The following is a 14244-nucleotide window of genomic DNA, read 5'->3' on the forward strand; positions in this document are numbered from 1 at the left end:
CTGGATGATGGGATTGCTCCCCCCTCACAACCCCGCGATTTCCCCCTCCACCGCCAGGAACGCTTCGACCACCACCGGGTCGAAGCGGCTGCCGGATTGGCGGCGGATTTCGGTGACGGTGGCGTCGTGGGTCAGGGCGGCGCGGTAGGGGCGGTGGCGGCGCATCGCGTCGTAGGCGTCGGCCACCGCGACGATGCGGGCGCTCAGCGGGATGGCGGCGCCCGCCAAGCCGTCGGGATAGCCGTTGCCGTCCCAATCTTCGTGGTGCCAGCGGGCGATGTCGGCCCCCAGATGCAAATGGGTGAGGCCGTCGGTCAGGCGGCTGGCGCGGTCGAGCAGGGTGGCGCCGGCCACCGTGTGGCGCTGCATCGCCGCGCGCTCGTCCGCCGACAGCGGGCCGGGCTTGGCGGTGATCGCCGGGTCGATGGCGGCGTTGCCGACGTCGTGCAGGATCGCCGACAGGCCGATGATCGACAGAAAGGATTCGTCGATGATCTCGGGAAAGCGGTCTTCGTCGCGCAGGCGGTGGGCGACCTGTTCCGTCACCGCCGCGATGCGCAGGGATCGGGCGAAACGGTTGTCGCCGTCCTCGTCCCCCGCCCGCCGTTCGGCCAGATCGGCCAGCGCCGCCAAGGTGCCCTGTTGGGCGCGGTGAAGCTGTTCGTAGAGATAGAGATTGTCGAAGCCGACGGAGATCTTGCCGCAAAACACCTCGATCAGCTCGCGGTCCAGATCGGACAGCGGGCGGTCGGACCGCAGATAGACGACGTTTTCCCGCCGGTTCGGCGTGCGGATGTACAGCGTGATGTGCTCGCCCGCGTAATGGTTGGCCTGGCTTTCCAGGCAGGCGACCACCAGCCCCAGCACGGCGGGATCGACATGCTCGACCGCCGGTTCGTTGATGAGCGACTCGAAGCGCCCCGACCCGGCCAGCACATACAGCCCGTCGCTGCGCCCGCCGAGAACGGATCCGCGTTGCACGCACAAAATCGCGTCGGGGCCGACGCCGAGCAGGCCGGACAGTTGCGTCAACACGCCCCCGGCGAACAGCTTCATCGAGCGGGCCTGAAACAGCGAGGACGACGCCTCGATGATTTTTTGCAGGCCGCGCCGGTTCGCCTCGATCGCCATGATGTCCTCGTAGGACCGCAGGGCGGCGACCGTGGTGGTGAAAAGCTGTTGGGCGGTGAGCTGGGTCTTGGCCTTGTAATCGTTGATGTCGTAATCGAGGATCACGGCGCGTTCGGGCGCCTGCCCCGGCTGGCCGGTGCGCAGGATGATGCGGACGTGGCGGTTCTTCAGCTCTTCGCGGATGTGGTGGACCAGCTTCAGCCCGGCGTCCTCGGTTTCCATCACCACGTCGAGCAGGATGATGGCGATGTCGCTTTCCCGCGCCAGAATCGCCCGCGCCTCCGCCGCCGAATGGGCGGAGATGAAGTGCGCCGGGCGCCCTTTGTAGGCGAAATCCGACAGCACCAGCTTGGTGATCGAATGCACCTCCGGCTCGTCATCGACGATCAGCATTTTCCAGCGGGCGCCGCCGGGGGGACTGCCGACCGGAGCGGCGGGAAGGTCGGCGCCGCTCGCCTCCTCCGACTCCTCCTCCAGGAAGAACAGATCGTCGTCGGTCGCGTCGCCGGGGGGCAGATCGTCGTGAGTCATGCGGGCGGGTCCGAAAGGCGGTCGGTCGGGCGCGGGGCGCGGGGGCGTCCACAATGGCGGGCAAAGCTTAACGAAACCGTCAAAAGGTTTCCAATTCGATGACCGTGCAATCCAACCCGCGCTGCGCCAGCGTGCCGCAAGCGGTGTCCACCTGCAACCGGGTGAAGGGGCCGACGCCCAGATCATACAGCGTCCGCCCGCCCTTGAAGACCGGCCAGACCATCGGCGGCAAATCGCGGTAGGCGCTGCCCGGCCCGGCGGTGAACTCCTTCCAGGCGCGCATCCCCTCGCTGTAGCTGACATATTGGCCGAGCTTCGCGCCATAGAGCATCCCTGGCTCGATGGGCGGCATGCCGGGCAGGGGATAGGGGGCGACGACGCCGACCAGCCCATCCACCGGGGCCACGGCGCGGGTTCCGGCGGGCAGGGCCAAGGTCGCCTGCCCGTTGGCCACGCTGATGACGGCGACGACGTCGCCCTTGCGCAGGGTGAAGGGGCGGCGTTTTTTGGCGTCGATGAATTCGGTGGCGCTGATCGGCTTGGCGGCCACGACATAGCCCTGACCCGGTGTTTGCGCGGCCTTGTCCCACGCCTCGCGCGGGACGACGGCGGCGCTGCGCCCGGTGTAGGGCGGTTCGGCGGGTTTGCCGTCGGCGGCGGGCTTGGCCGGTTTCGGTCCTTCGCCCCCCACCGCCGGGCGGCCCGTGACCATCAGCGCCGGATCCAAACTGTCGGCGGGGACATAGCCGATGGGCTGGCCGCCGATGGCGACCTTCGTCCAAAAGGTGCCGCGCGGCGTGTCCAGCGCGTTCAGCGCCTTGCCTTGCTTCAGCGTCATCACGATGCGGGCGTCGGCGTTGGGGTCGATCCGCACCTCGATGTCGCGGTTCAGAATGACCTCGCCGGTCAGCGGCGCGCCGATGGCGACCGGGCTTTGCGCCTGGGGTTGGCCGGTCAGACTCGCGGTCAGCAGGGTTGCGGCCAGCAGGGCCATGCGGCGCGTGGTCCGGTTGGTCATCGCGCGGTTTCTCCCACCAGATCGTGAATGGCGTCGGCCAACAGCCGCGTCGGCTTGGCCAGCGCGCCGGGCGCGCGGTGCAGGGCGATGTGGATGTCGGGCAGAGCCGGAAAACCGTCCGCCGCGTCCAACCGCCGCAGGCTGCTCGGCACCGTGCAGTCTTCCATCGCCGTCACCCCCAGCCCGCCCAGAATCGCCCCATGCACGGCGACCACGCTTTTGCTGGTGAAGGCGACGCGCCAGTCGCGCCCGATGCGGTCCAGCGCGTCCACCGCCAGATCGCGGACGACGCAGCCCTTGGGGAACAGCGCCAGCGGCAGCGGATCGAAATCCTCCACCGGGCGGGACAGGGCGGGGTCGCGTGGCGGGGCGACCCAGGCCACCGGCTCCCGCCGCACCAGCTCGCCGCCGTGGTTGTCGGCCCGTTGCGTGACCAGCGCCAGATCGTAACGCCCGCGTTCGATCTCGGCCACCAGATCGGGGCTGTTGTCGCACACCACCTCCACCATCACGTCGGGGTAGCTGGCGTTGAAACGGGCCAGCACCTCCGGCAACAGCATGGTGGCGTAATCGTCGGGCGTGCCGATGCGGACGCTGGCCACCGTGGTGGTCCGCCGCATCAGCGCCATCACCTCGTCGTTCAGTGTCAGCATCCGGCGGGCGTAGGCCAGCAGCACCTCGCCGTCGCGGGTCAGGCGGACGCCCTTGGTGTCGCGTTCAAACACGCGCTTGCCGACGGCGTCCTCCAACCGGCGAACCTGCTGGCTGACCGCCGCCTGGGTGCGGAACAGTTGCTCACCCGCGCGGGTGAAGCTGAGCGTGTCGGCGACGGCGGCGAAGGCGCGCAGCAGGTCGGTGTCGAGATTGGCGGGCATGATGGCGTGAAACCGAAAATTGACGCCCATTCAAGCAGAGGCGCCGGTTCGCCGCAACGGCTGGTCATCACGAATCGTGATGAGGTCATCATGCCTATTCGTTTCAAAGAGAATTCCGCCGCGCGCATGGTCGGCTCACCCCCGATTTGTGGAGCTGAATCATGCCGCTGTTCACCGCCTGCGCCCATCTGGTCCTGACCGCCGGGGGCCTGCGCGCGCCCCAGACCGCCGCCGCCCGCGTGGACGCGGAGGAGGAGGCGTTGCCCCGCCTGCGGCTGGACCGCGCGCCCAGCCGGACCTTTGACGACCGCCTGGTTTCGGATTTTGGGCCGTCGCGTTTGTTTGCCCGTTTGCTGGTTGAGGAATGAGCCGTTCCGTCTTATCGTTCAGGCGAACATCTCCGATCTCTGCAATTCGGGGTGGTTGGTCTGAACGGCGAAGGGGGCAAAGGAACGCGATGGCAAATGTCTTTGTGCTGTACACCGGCGGCACCATCGGCTGCAAACCGGACGATAGCGCGGGCGGCGCGCTGGCCCCGATGCCAGGGCCGGAGTTCGAGGCGCTGGTCCTGTCGATGCCCGGTCTGGCCGACCACAAGGTCGCCGATTACGAGGGACTGACCTGGACGATGGGCTGGTTCGACACCACGCTCGACAGCTCCAACATGACGCCGTCGGACTGGATCACCATCGCCCAGACCCTTGTCGGGGCGTATCAGGATTATGACGGCTTCGTCGTGCTGCACGGCACCGACACCATGGCCTACACCGCGTCGGCCCTATCCTTCCTGCTGCCCGGCCTGTCCAAGCCGGTGGTGGTCAGCGGGTCGCAGGTGCCGCTGATCTTCACGCTGAGCGACGCCCTGACCAATCTGGTCGGCGCCATCGTCGTGGCGGGAACCGTGCCGGTTCCCGAATCGACGGTCTATTTCGACACCAAGCTGCTGCGCGGCAACCGTTCGGAAAAGATCAACGCCAACCAGTTCGCCGGATTCGGTTCCCCCAACTTCCCGCCCTTGGCGGAGGTCGGCAGCTTCATCACCCAGAACACCGCGCTGTGGCTGCCGCCGCCGGGACCGGAAACTTCCTTGTCGGTGCCGACCAACCTCGCCGCCTGCCAGACCGCGCTGGCCGCCCAGGCGCTGGCCGTCGCCAGCTTTTCCGTGGTGATTGTGTGGCTCTATCCCGGCATTCAGCCCAGCACGGTGACGGCGGTGCTGAACGTCACGCAACCGGCGGTCAAGGGCGCGGTCCTGCTGGCCTTTGGCGAGGGCAACGGCCCGTCAAATCCGGCCTTCCTCTCCGTTCTGTCGGACGCCAACGCGCGCGGCGTCGTGCTGATGGACAACACCCAGGTGCAAGCCGGTTCGGTGCTGCCCGGCGCCTACGCCACCGGCCTTGGCGCGGTCGGCGCCATCGGCGCCTATGACATGACCCCGGAAGCCTCGCTCGCCAAACTGGTCTGCCTGTTCGCGTCGGGCAAATCCAGCGCCGAGGTCAAAGCGCTGATGCCGACGCCGCTGGTCGGCGAATTGACGGTGACGGCGGGGACGGCGGGGTAAGGGATTGAGGGGAGAGGGCGCGCGTCCTCTCTCCCTTTCGTTGCTTGCGTCTGCGAACCGGGGCCGAGCCTTGTGGTTGGAAGGCGGCCAAAAGCGGCGATAGAGCTTCTCTGATCGCGCGCCCTCACTCATTCCCCATCTTGATCGGAGCGACGTCCGCAGTCCGTTTTTGGAGAGGACCGTTGCGCCGACGTTCGGCAAGAATGTCGGTCAGTTGGCGTGGGTCGGAAACCCAGCGCCAATATTGGTCCGACGACATGCCAAGATGGTCTTTCAGATCGCCCGCGCCGACGCCCTGATGCCACGCTTCCACAGCGTCGTCGATCTCATCCGGCCTCGCCTTTCCGGCCAAGCAGAGGTCTAGGAACGAACGAGCGTCATTGGACATTCAGTCGTCTCCCCCGCACGGCGTCTTTCAAGGGATTCCCGGTGTTCGGGTCCAGCGATCCCAAATGGTAGCCGCGCCGATCAAACATCTCAACCTCGCCATGGAGAGAATCCCAGGAGAAATATCGGGTTCCCTCCCGGTTTTTCCAAACCTTCCGACCGTCAATCACCTTGTGAAAATCGAAATCATCAAGAATTGACGGTCGTGGCGGCAGATGGTGAGCCATTGGCGGGCGTGTTTGGCGCAGCGGCGGTGATGCGCCTCACTCATCCCCCATCTTGAGCGCGGCGATGAAGGCGCTCTGCGGGATTTCCACCTGGCCGAATTGGCGCATGCGCTTTTTGCCTTCTTTCTGCTTGTCCAGCAGCTTGCGCTTGCGGCTGATGTCGCCGCCGTAGCATTTGGCGGTCACGTCCTTGCGCATGGCGCTGATGCTCTCGCGGGCGATGACCTTGCCGCCGATGGCGGCCTGCACGGCGATCTTGAAGAGCTGGCGGGGGATCAGCTCCTTCAGGCGCTCGCACATCGTGCGGCCACGGCGTTCGGACTGGCCACGGTGGACGATCATCGACAGGGCGTCGACCGGCTCGGCGTTGACCAGGATCGACAGTTTGACGAGGTCGCCCTCTTCATAGCTGTCCATCTGATAGTCGAAGCTGGCGTAGCCCCGGCTGATCGATTTCAGCCGGTCGTAGAAGTCGAACACCACCTCGTTCAGCGGCAGGCGGTAGATCAACATGGCGCGGGCACCGGCGTAGGTCAGTTCGATCTGCTGGCCGCGCCGTTCGGTGCAAAGCTGCAAGACGCCGCCCAGATACTCGTCGGGCAGCATGATGGTGGCCTTGATCCACGGCTCGTCGATGTGGTCGATCTTCATCACGTCGGGCATGTCGGCGGGGTTGTGCAGATCCCGCACCGACCCATCGGTCATCGTCAGCTTGTAGACCACCGACGGCGCTGTCGTGATGAGGTCCAGGTTGAACTCGCGCTCCAACCGCTCCTGGATGATTTCCAGATGCAGCAGGCCAAGGAAGCCGCAGCGGAAGCCGAAGCCCAGCGCCGCCGACGTCTCCGCCTCGTAATGGAAACTGGCGTCGTTCAGCTTCAGCTTGCCCAGGCTGTCGCGCAGCCGCTCGAAATCGGCGGCGTCCACCGGGAACAACCCGCACCACACCACGGGAATTGACGGCTTGAAGCCGGCCAGAGCCTCGGCGGCCGGGCGGCGCTCCTCGGTGATGGTGTCGCCGACCTTGGTCTGGGTGATGTCCTTGATCGCGGCGGTGATGAAGCCCATTTCGCCGGGCCGCAGCTCGCCGGTCAGCAACGCCTTGGGCGTGAAGACGCCGACGCGCTCCACGTCGTGGGCGCTGCCCGCCGCCATGAAGCGGACCTTCTGATTCACCTTCAGCACGCCGTCGACTACGCGCACCAGAATGACGACGCCCAGATAAGGGTCGTACCAGGAATCAACCAGCAGAGCCTTCAGGGGCGCGTCGGCGTCGCCCTGGGGCGGCGGCAGGCGCTTGACCACCGCCTCCAGCACCGCGCCGATGTTCAGGCCGGATTTGGCCGAGATCTCCACCGCGTCGGACGCGTCCAGCCCGATGACGTCCTCGATCTGCTGCTTGATCCGGTCGGGTTCGGCGGCGGGCAGGTCGATCTTGTTGAGGACCGGGATGATCTCGTGGTTGTTGTCGATGGCCTGATAGACGTTGGCGAGAGTCTGCGCCTCCACCCCTTGGCTGGCGTCGACGACCAGGATCGAGCCTTCGCACGCGGCCAGCGAGCGGCTGACCTCATAGGCGAAATCGACGTGGCCGGGCGTGTCCATCAGGTTCAGGGTGTATTGCTTGCCGTCTTCGGCCTTGTAGAGCAGGCGGACGGTCTGGGCCTTGATGGTGATCCCGCGCTCGCGCTCGATGTCCATGCTGTCGAGCACCTGCTCGCGCATTTCGCGCGCGTCGAGGCCCCCGCATTGCTGGATCAGCCGGTCGGCAAGCGTGGACTTGCCGTGGTCGATGTGCGCGATGATCGAGAAATTGCGGATGTGCGAGAGGTCAGTCATCGGTGCCCAGGGACTTTAAGAGTTTGCCGCGCACCATAGGGCGGGCAGGCCATGGGCGCAACGCTGGTGTGGGGCGCGGCGCGGCCAAAGACCGGGGACGGTCGGCGCCCGGTGTTCCACAAACAGGGCGTTGAGGCGGGCGCCGGGCGGGTGAATGGAACGTTTGAAACACTGTGAACCATATTCGCGCCCCCTGGAATGCCCCCCAATTTTGAGACTCTGCTAAAGTGTTCCGGCTCTCTTTGGGAGAGGACGGATGGGAGAGAAGCGAAGTGTTGAGTTCAAGGTTTCTCTGGTTCGTCGGCTTGAGGCTGGCGAGCGGGTGACGGACCTCGAACGAGAAAGTGGTGTGTTCCGTTCGCAAATTTACCGCTGGCGGGCGTCTTTTGCTCGCGATGGGGAGGCTGGGTTGGAGCGCGCTCCCGGTCGTCAGCGTGGCTATCGGCGGTCAGGGGCGGTTGAGGGAACGGCGCCGGAGGTTCCTGCTCCCGGCGCGCCGTCGGAAGCTGCTTTGGCTCAGCTTGGGCCGGAGGCGCGCGCCTGGGTGTCGGCGCTTGAGCGGACGGTCGCGCGTCAACAACTGGAATTGGATTTTTTCAGCGAAGCCTTGCAGCGGGTCGAGGAGTCGCGCCGGTCGATGAACGCGGCTGGCGAGAGGGCGTCTACGCCGCCATCCAGGCGATGACGCAGCGGCAAGGCAGGCTTTCGGTGGAGCGGATGTGCGGCTTGGCCCAGGTGAGCCGGGCCGGTTTCTACCGGCATTGGCGGGAGCGCGCTCCGAGGGCGGAGGATACGGACCTGCGCGACGCGATCCAGCGCTTGGCGTTGGCGCATCGGCATTACGGTTATCGGCGGATCACGGCGCTGCTGCGCCGTGAGGGGCGGCTGGCGAACCACAAGCGGGTGCTGAGGCTGATGCGGGAGGACAATCTGCTGAGCCTGCGGCGGGCGGCGTTCGCGCCGACGACGACGGACAGCCGTCATGACTTTCCGGTTTGGCCCAACCTGGCGCGCCGCCTGGCGTTGAGCGGGCCGAACCAGCTGTGGGTGGCCGACATCACCTATGTCCGGCTGGGCGGGGAGTTCGCCTATCTGGCGGTGGTGCTGGACGCCTGGTCCCGCCGGGTGATCGGTTGGGCGTTGGCCGACCATCTGCGCGCGGAACTGGCGCTGGAGGCGCTGGACGGCGCCTTGGCCGCGCGGGGAACGGGACCGATGGTTCACCACTCCGATCGTGGCGTCCAGTACGCCTGCCGGGCCTACATCGAGCGTCTGGAGGCCCACGGCGTCCAGCCAAGCATGAGCCGCGTGGGCTGCCCTTACGACAACGCCATGGCTGAAAGCTTCATGAAGACGCTCAAGACCGAAGAAGTCGATGGCCGCAGCTACGCCGACATCGCCCAAGCGCGCGCTTGCATCGACCGTTTCATCGACGAGGCGTACAATCGACAACGTCTCCACTCGGCCCTCGCTTACAGCCCGCCGGTCGAGTTCGAGGAAAAATCGCCGCCACCAGGGCCGGGCGGCCGCCCGGCCCTGGTGGCATGACCATGCCGGAACATTTTATCGACGTCTCAAAGATGGGGGGCGGTCCACCCCCTGTTCAACTGTTCCACCGGCCCGGTCATCGATGCGCGCGACCGTGTCGAGGCGCGACGCGGCCCTGTGGGGAACAGGGGCGGCGGGTGGGGAGGCGAGGGGCATGGCGGCGGCTCCTGGACGAATCCGGTCCTTGTTCCTAATCCAAGCCTGAGCTTTCCGGCAATCACGGGCTGAAAATCCACGGGATTGTCCAGGGCGCGCGGGCTTACAGCAGGTGGCGGTTGCGGACCAGCCAATGGCGCATCAGCGGCGCGCGCAGACGCCAGCGGTCGCCGTCATCGACCGTCACCACGTCGCGGCGACGCAGCGACCGCGCCACCGCCGGATCGGCGGGGGGCGCCTGATTTTCCGCCGTGGCGAAACCCAGCAGATAGTCGGTCTCCCCCGGCAGCCGGGATTCGCCCAGCAGCAACTGGCGCAGGGCCAATTCGCCCCGCCCGACGGCGCGGTCGAGCAGAGCGTCGCGCCACGCCGGATCAAAGGCGGCGGCGGAGCAGTCGTTCACCTCGTCCACCACCGCCTCGGCCAGCAACTGCACCATGTAGGGCCAACCGCCCGCCATCGCCTGGATCCAGGCGACGCCGCCGTCGCCCCAGAAGGATTCGGCGATGCGCGGCTGGCGCGGGTCGTCCTTGCCGCTGAACAGAGTGGAATGGGCCAGCGGGTTGGTCAGCAACTGGCGGGTTTCATCCAGGCTGAACATCGGCGCCGTCACCATGCGCACGCTGACGAGGTAGGATGACCAATCGGCAAAGCCCAACTCGTCGATGTGGTGGCTGCCCGCCAGCAGCCAGACGATTCGGCGGTGGGTCTGGATCGATTCGCGCAGGGTGGCCAGCAGATCGACCGGGAACGCGCCGTCCTTCAGGCGGGTGTCGAGCATTTCATACTCGTCCAGCGCGATCAGCAGACGCTGTTCGCCGCCGCTGCGCAGACGGGCGTTGGCGCGGTCCAGCGTCGCCATCAGCGCGGGCAGATCCGCCATGTCGTCCATCTCGTCGGTCCAACCGAGCCGGGCGGCGATTTGTTGGCGGAGATGGCCGCAGAAATGCGCCAGATCGCCGCTGGCCAGCGGGTTTTGCAGGGAGACGCACATCGGCAGGACGCTGGACGGAATCAACCCCTCCAGCCCGCGCAGGATGGTGCTTTTGCCGGTGCGGCGACGGCCATAGAGCAGCAGGCCGGGGCAGCCGCCGGACAGCAGGACTTGACGTTCCAACTCCTCCAGCACCGGCCAGCGGGCGACGAAGGCCTCGCTGTCGCGGTCGATGGGATCCCCGGCGCGGAACAATTGGCGGGTCGCTTGCGCGGACTCACGGTCGGCGGCGGCCACCAGCGCTTCGGCCTGCTTCAGCCAATGCGGCGCGGCGGCGCGCAATTCGGTGGCCAACGGCTCTTCAAAGCCCGCGATCTTACCCTGAAAGGCCAGAATGCGATTGACCAGTTGGGCGCCCAGCAGGGCGCGGAACAGCGGGCGGTCGCGGCTGGCCATCTCGCGCCGGACCTGGGCGATGGCCGCCGCGTCGGCTTTCACCTCGGCGGTTTGGGCGAGGTAGCCGCGCTCCCCCTCGGGCAGCGTGTCGAGCGCGTGGTCGAGGGTGTCGAGCGGTGAACTGGCCGCCGCGCGGATCAACAGAGTAGTTTTGGCCCGCAGAGCCGCCGGTCTTTGGCTGGGATAACTGTCGATCAGGCGGCTTATTTCCGCATCGGCGGCGGCTGGGGCATGGTGGTGGTAATCCAGCAGCAGGCGGTCGATGCCGGGGAAGGGAAGGAGGCAAGCATCATCCCAGGCAACGGGGTGCCATGCGTAGCTTTGACCGTGCGGGCGTGGCCAAATCCAGAGAGGTGAAAAAATAAAATAGTAAAACCTAGCATAAGAATTGATAAATCCCGATGTAACTGCGATGCCTGTTATTAGTCCTATGGTAATATTATCTTCAACAAATTTCAATGAACCAATAAATATGCCTAGAGCTACCCCCAGAGAGATGTCGAATGTGAATTTATTTGGCTTTGATCCTCTGGCGGCTCCTGCGGAGATACTCGCGGCGATACCTATAAGAGTACCTGCCACGACACCTTCAGTAATAGCACCATCTCTAGCAATAACGACTCCTCCTGCAATTTTTCCAAGAACTGCGAAACCTGAAGCCCCTGAGAAACCTACGGCTACACCTACAGCAACACTCTCGATCATACCTACGGCGACGCTTCCTAATATAGATATAATCAGAGGAAGTAGAAAAACAAAAACTTGATCGAAGGAAAGAGTTTTTATTTGCGTTGGATCGCTATCCACTATAGAATATTTTAGGACTATGAGAATGGGTTCAACAAAAAGAAAGACCACGATACTGAGACGAAACGTCATCCACCCGCGTTGTTTCGTGTTAAGTCTCTTGGTTGCCTCCTCGAAAAATCCTGGCTTGCAGTATAGTGCCCCCAACCACCACAAGGCGGCTTTGATTCCCCCCCATTTCCAAAAATCAACCGCGTCCAAGGGAGGGGGCGATGTCATACTGGAGACAACACAAGCTGGTTGAACGTCATCACCGACAGCACATGTCCAGCGGGCAGCAATCCGCCAAAGGGTTCTGTGGTGTGGATCAGCAGGGTCAGGTTGCGTCCGTCATCCATGGCGTGAAAGCGCAAAGCGTCGAACAGGTCGGCGCCGAAATCGTCGAAGCGGCGGCATTTCTGGAAGTTCTTCAACACCAGACGGCGCGGCGGCAGGGTGCGCATCATCTGCGAAAAGCCGATGACGTCGCCAAGCGGGCCGGGGTGGTCGAGTTGGGCGTTCACGCCCAGCGCCCGCAGGGTGTTTTCCAAAAAGTTCCGGCGCACCCAATTCAATGGGTCGGCCAGATCGACGACCGCCGCCGGTTCGGGCAGTTGATCGTTCAGTTCGACGATCAGCTTGCTCCACTGGATCGGCGCGGCGGCCAACAGATTGACGTGTTTGGCCTCGACCAGATCGCGGCGGACGCCGTGCAGGGCGTCCAGCCAATCGATGGTCCGCGTCCCCAGTCCGCCGCCCCACACCGCCAGCAGCTTGGCCCAGGTCTGTTCCAGCACGGCGTCGGCCTTCTCCCGCCCGTCGCGGCGCAGGTCGAGATAGAGCGGCGCTGCGGGGCCGGTCAGTTCCGGCGGCATCGGGGCGCAGGTTTCGCGCAGCAGCGGAATGAGTTCCCGGCCCTTCAGGAAACCAGGGTCGCGCCGCCGCGCGTGTTTCCATTCCAGTTGGCAGGCCGTGCTCTTCAGATAGTCGGGGGACAGGACCGCCACGACATGGGCGGCGGCGTCCCCCCACTCCTTCATTTGCGCGGCAAGGCTGCGCCCGGCGACGCCGTCGATCACGTCCAGCGTAACGCTGGCGCCGCTGGCGCGGATCACGGGGGCCAGACGGGTGTGAACCCACTCCGCCTGGGCGTGGCAATAGCTGATGAAGACTGGATCGGTCATGAGCGGCATGGTAATGCGCGCGGCGCGGGAAACTCAAGCGACCCAATGACGCGATGGTCCTTTTCCGCGAGGTCAGCGCGTCTTCTGTGGCGCGCGCGCCGCCGTTACGGCACCAACCCCCGGTACAGCTCCATATACTCCTCCGCCGGGCCGCTCCAGCCGAAATCGCGGGTCATGGCGTGGCGTTGGGTGGCTTGCCAGCGGTCGGGTTTGCGGTAGAGGGTCAGCGCGCGGCGCAGCGACCACAGCAACTCCTGGACGCTGGCGCCGACGAACTGGAAGCCGGTGGCGCTGCCGTCGTTGGCCGCCGCCGGGTTGGCGTCGATGATGCTGTCGGCCAGACCGCCGGTGCGGCGGACCAGCGGCAGGCTGCCGTATTTCAGGGCGTACATCTGGGTCAGGCCGCAGGGTTCCGACCGCGACGGCACCAGGAACAGGTCGCACCCGGCCTGGATGCGGTGGGACAACGGCTCGTCATAGCCGATGCGGACGCCGACCGATTGCGGGTGTGTTTGGGCGAGTTGGCGGAATCCGGCCTCGCTGGCCGGGTCGCCGCTGCCCAGAACCACCAGTTGGCCGCCCCAGGCCACCCACTGCGGCGCGGCGTCGAGCACGAGGTCCAGGCCCTTGTGCCAGGTCAGGCGGCTGACCACGGCGGCCAGCGGCGCGTCGGGGCGGCGCTCCAGGCCAAAGGCGGATTGCAGGTCGGCCTTGCAGGAATCCTTGCCGCCCAGATCGTCGGGGCTGTAGCGCGCGGCGATGTGCGGATCGCGCGACGGATCCCAGATGTCGTAATCGACCCCGTTCAAAATGCCCGACAGCACGGCGGATCGGCTGGCCAGCAGGCCTTGCAGGCCGGTGCCGTGCTCCGCCGTTTGGATCTCGTGGGCGTAGGTCGGGCTGACCGTGGTCAGACGGTCGGCGTAATAGCAACCGGCCTTCAGGAAACCGACCTTGCCGTAATACTCCACCCCGTCAACCCGGAAGGAGGAGGAGGGCAAGCCCAGCTCCCCCAGCATCCAGGGGCCGACATTGCCCTGATAGGCGATGTTGTGGATGGTCAGCACCGTGCCGGGCCGCGTCGGGCCGCTGAAACGGTCGGGCCGCAGGGCCAGATAGGCGGGAATCAGCGCGGCCTGCCAATCATGGCCGTGCAGGATGTCGGGCCGCCACCAGGGATCATAGCTGGCGTGGGCGGCGAAACCGGCGGCGGCCCAGGCCAGCGCGGCGAAGCGCTGGGCGTTGTCGGGCCAATCCTGCCCGTCCGGCCCCAGATACGGGTTGCCCGGACGGTTGTAGAGCGACGGCGCGTCCAGCGCGTAGGCCAGAACCCCGTCGGGCGTGCGGCCCAACAGCAGGCGGGCGCGGTCACAGCCGGGCAGATCGGTGATGAGGTCGCCGACCTCGTGCAGATTCGACAGGCCGTTCAGCACCGCCGGGTATCCCGGCAGCAGCAGGCGGACGTCGGCCCCGGCGGCGTTCAGCGCGGGCGGCAAAGCGGCGGACACGTCGGCCAGCCCCCCGGTCTTGACCAGCGGGTAGCATTCGGACGTGGCGTAGAGGACGCGCATCGGGGGCGACTCGGTTGGGGAGGGGGGGGATGGTTGCGGT

General features: G+C 65.9%; 13 protein-coding genes. 4 read left to right on the forward strand and 9 right to left on the reverse strand.

The genetic code is table 11. From position 1 onward, the window contains the following. Nucleotides 1–24 precede the first annotated feature (24 nt). From D3877_RS00865 to D3877_RS00875, 3 genes are all read right to left on the reverse strand, one after another. Nucleotides 25–1662 carry a DUF3369 domain-containing protein gene (locus D3877_RS00865; RefSeq protein ID WP_119828922.1) on the reverse strand — a complete coding sequence of 546 codons (1638 nt, stop codon included), beginning with the start codon at nucleotides 1660–1662 and terminating at the stop codon, nucleotides 25–27. A gap of 79 nt (nucleotides 1663–1741) precedes the next feature. After that, nucleotides 1742–2680, reverse strand: a complete 939-nt coding sequence (locus D3877_RS00870; protein ID WP_238474661.1) for an SH3 domain-containing protein — start codon at nucleotides 2678–2680, stop codon at nucleotides 1742–1744. Then, a complete protein-coding gene (locus D3877_RS00875) occupies nucleotides 2677–3585 on the reverse strand; it encodes a LysR substrate-binding domain-containing protein (RefSeq protein WP_238474662.1) in 909 nt (302 codons plus the stop codon). The genes D3877_RS00870 and D3877_RS00875 overlap by 4 nt, the downstream gene beginning before the upstream one ends. A 131-nt stretch (nucleotides 3586–3716) precedes the next feature. On the opposite strand from D3877_RS00875, the gene D3877_RS00880 reads away from it, so the two are divergent. Then, entirely contained in the window at nucleotides 3717–3923 is a 207-nt protein-coding gene (locus D3877_RS00880; protein WP_119828923.1) for a hypothetical protein, read from the forward strand. Between the two features lie 89 nt (nucleotides 3924–4012). After that, a complete protein-coding gene (locus D3877_RS00885) occupies nucleotides 4013–5116 on the forward strand; it encodes an asparaginase domain-containing protein (RefSeq protein WP_119828924.1) in 1104 nt (367 codons plus the stop codon). A 124-nt stretch (nucleotides 5117–5240) separates the two neighbouring features. On the opposite strand, the gene D3877_RS00890 is transcribed toward D3877_RS00885, so the two are convergent. From D3877_RS00890 to lepA, 3 genes are read right to left on the reverse strand one after another with little or no spacing between them, the layout of a single operon-like run. Then, nucleotides 5241–5504, reverse strand: coding sequence for a hypothetical protein (locus D3877_RS00890; RefSeq protein WP_147395068.1), 264 nt, complete (start codon nucleotides 5502–5504; stop codon nucleotides 5241–5243). Next, the gene (locus D3877_RS30955) at nucleotides 5494–5730 is read right to left on the reverse strand and encodes a colicin E3/pyocin S6 family cytotoxin (RefSeq protein WP_119828926.1); all 237 of its coding nucleotides are present in this window, start codon (nucleotides 5728–5730) and stop codon (nucleotides 5494–5496) included. The genes D3877_RS00890 and D3877_RS30955 overlap by 11 nt, the downstream gene beginning before the upstream one ends. Nucleotides 5731–5766: 36 nt before the next feature. Continuing rightward, nucleotides 5767–7569 (reverse strand): translation elongation factor 4, encoded by a 1803-nt coding sequence (gene lepA, locus D3877_RS00900; protein ID WP_119828927.1) that lies wholly within the window; start codon nucleotides 7567–7569, stop codon nucleotides 5767–5769. A gap of 256 nt (nucleotides 7570–7825) precedes the next feature. Between lepA and D3877_RS00905 the strand changes: the two genes are divergently transcribed. Together D3877_RS00905 and D3877_RS00910 are read left to right on the forward strand one after the other, a co-directional pair. Further along, a complete protein-coding gene (locus D3877_RS00905; protein ID WP_119828928.1) occupies nucleotides 7826–8254 on the forward strand; it encodes a helix-turn-helix domain-containing protein in 429 nt (142 codons plus the stop codon). Then, nucleotides 8251–9117, forward strand: a complete 867-nt coding sequence (locus tag D3877_RS00910; RefSeq protein WP_119828929.1) for an IS3 family transposase — start codon at nucleotides 8251–8253, stop codon at nucleotides 9115–9117. The genes D3877_RS00905 and D3877_RS00910 overlap by 4 nt, the downstream gene beginning before the upstream one ends. Nucleotides 9118–9376: 259 nt before the next feature. Here the strand turns inward: D3877_RS00910 and D3877_RS00915 are convergent, their stop codons facing one another. The 3 genes from D3877_RS00915 to glgA form a co-directional block, all read right to left on the reverse strand. Next, nucleotides 9377–10804, reverse strand: a complete 1428-nt coding sequence (locus D3877_RS00915) for an ATP-binding protein (protein ID WP_158599754.1) — start codon at nucleotides 10802–10804, stop codon at nucleotides 9377–9379. Nucleotides 10805–11685: 881 nt separating this feature from the next. Beyond that, entirely contained in the window at nucleotides 11686–12642 is a 957-nt protein-coding gene (locus D3877_RS00925; RefSeq protein WP_119828932.1) for a toll/interleukin-1 receptor domain-containing protein, read from the reverse strand. Between the two features lie 95 nt (nucleotides 12643–12737). After that, the gene (gene glgA / locus D3877_RS00930) at nucleotides 12738–14204 is read right to left on the reverse strand and encodes a glycogen synthase GlgA (protein ID WP_119828933.1); all 1467 of its coding nucleotides are present in this window, start codon (nucleotides 14202–14204) and stop codon (nucleotides 12738–12740) included. Nucleotides 14205–14244 lie beyond the last annotated feature (40 nt).

The organism is Azospirillum cavernae (assembly GCF_003590795.1).
GTDB lineage: Bacteria > Pseudomonadota > Alphaproteobacteria > Azospirillales > Azospirillaceae > Azospirillum > Azospirillum cavernae.

Excerpts from the sequence above, each read along its gene's own strand:
- D3877_RS00865 (WP_119828922.1), bottom strand. The coding sequence starts at position 1,662 with ATGACTCACGACGATCTGCCCCCCGGCGACGCGACCGACGACGATCTG.
- D3877_RS00870 (WP_238474661.1), bottom strand. The coding sequence starts at position 2,680 with ATGACCAACCGGACCACGCGCCGCATGGCCCTGCTGGCCGCAACCCTG.
- D3877_RS00875 (WP_238474662.1), bottom strand. The coding sequence starts at position 3,585 with ATGGGCGTCAATTTTCGGTTTCACGCCATCATGCCCGCCAATCTCGAC.
- D3877_RS00880 (WP_119828923.1), top strand. The coding sequence starts at position 3,717 with ATGCCGCTGTTCACCGCCTGCGCCCATCTGGTCCTGACCGCCGGGGGC.
- D3877_RS00885 (WP_119828924.1), top strand. The coding sequence starts at position 4,013 with ATGGCAAATGTCTTTGTGCTGTACACCGGCGGCACCATCGGCTGCAAA.
- D3877_RS00890 (WP_147395068.1), bottom strand. The coding sequence starts at position 5,504 with ATGTCCAATGACGCTCGTTCGTTCCTAGACCTCTGCTTGGCCGGAAAG.
- D3877_RS30955 (WP_119828926.1), bottom strand. The coding sequence starts at position 5,730 with ATGGCTCACCATCTGCCGCCACGACCGTCAATTCTTGATGATTTCGAT.
- lepA (WP_119828927.1), bottom strand. The coding sequence starts at position 7,569 with ATGACTGACCTCTCGCACATCCGCAATTTCTCGATCATCGCGCACATC.
- D3877_RS00905 (WP_119828928.1), top strand. The coding sequence starts at position 7,826 with ATGGGAGAGAAGCGAAGTGTTGAGTTCAAGGTTTCTCTGGTTCGTCGG.
- D3877_RS00910 (WP_119828929.1), top strand. The coding sequence starts at position 8,251 with ATGACGCAGCGGCAAGGCAGGCTTTCGGTGGAGCGGATGTGCGGCTTG.
- D3877_RS00925 (WP_119828932.1), bottom strand. The coding sequence starts at position 12,642 with ATGCCGCTCATGACCGATCCAGTCTTCATCAGCTATTGCCACGCCCAG.
- glgA (WP_119828933.1), bottom strand. The coding sequence starts at position 14,204 with ATGCGCGTCCTCTACGCCACGTCCGAATGCTACCCGCTGGTCAAGACC.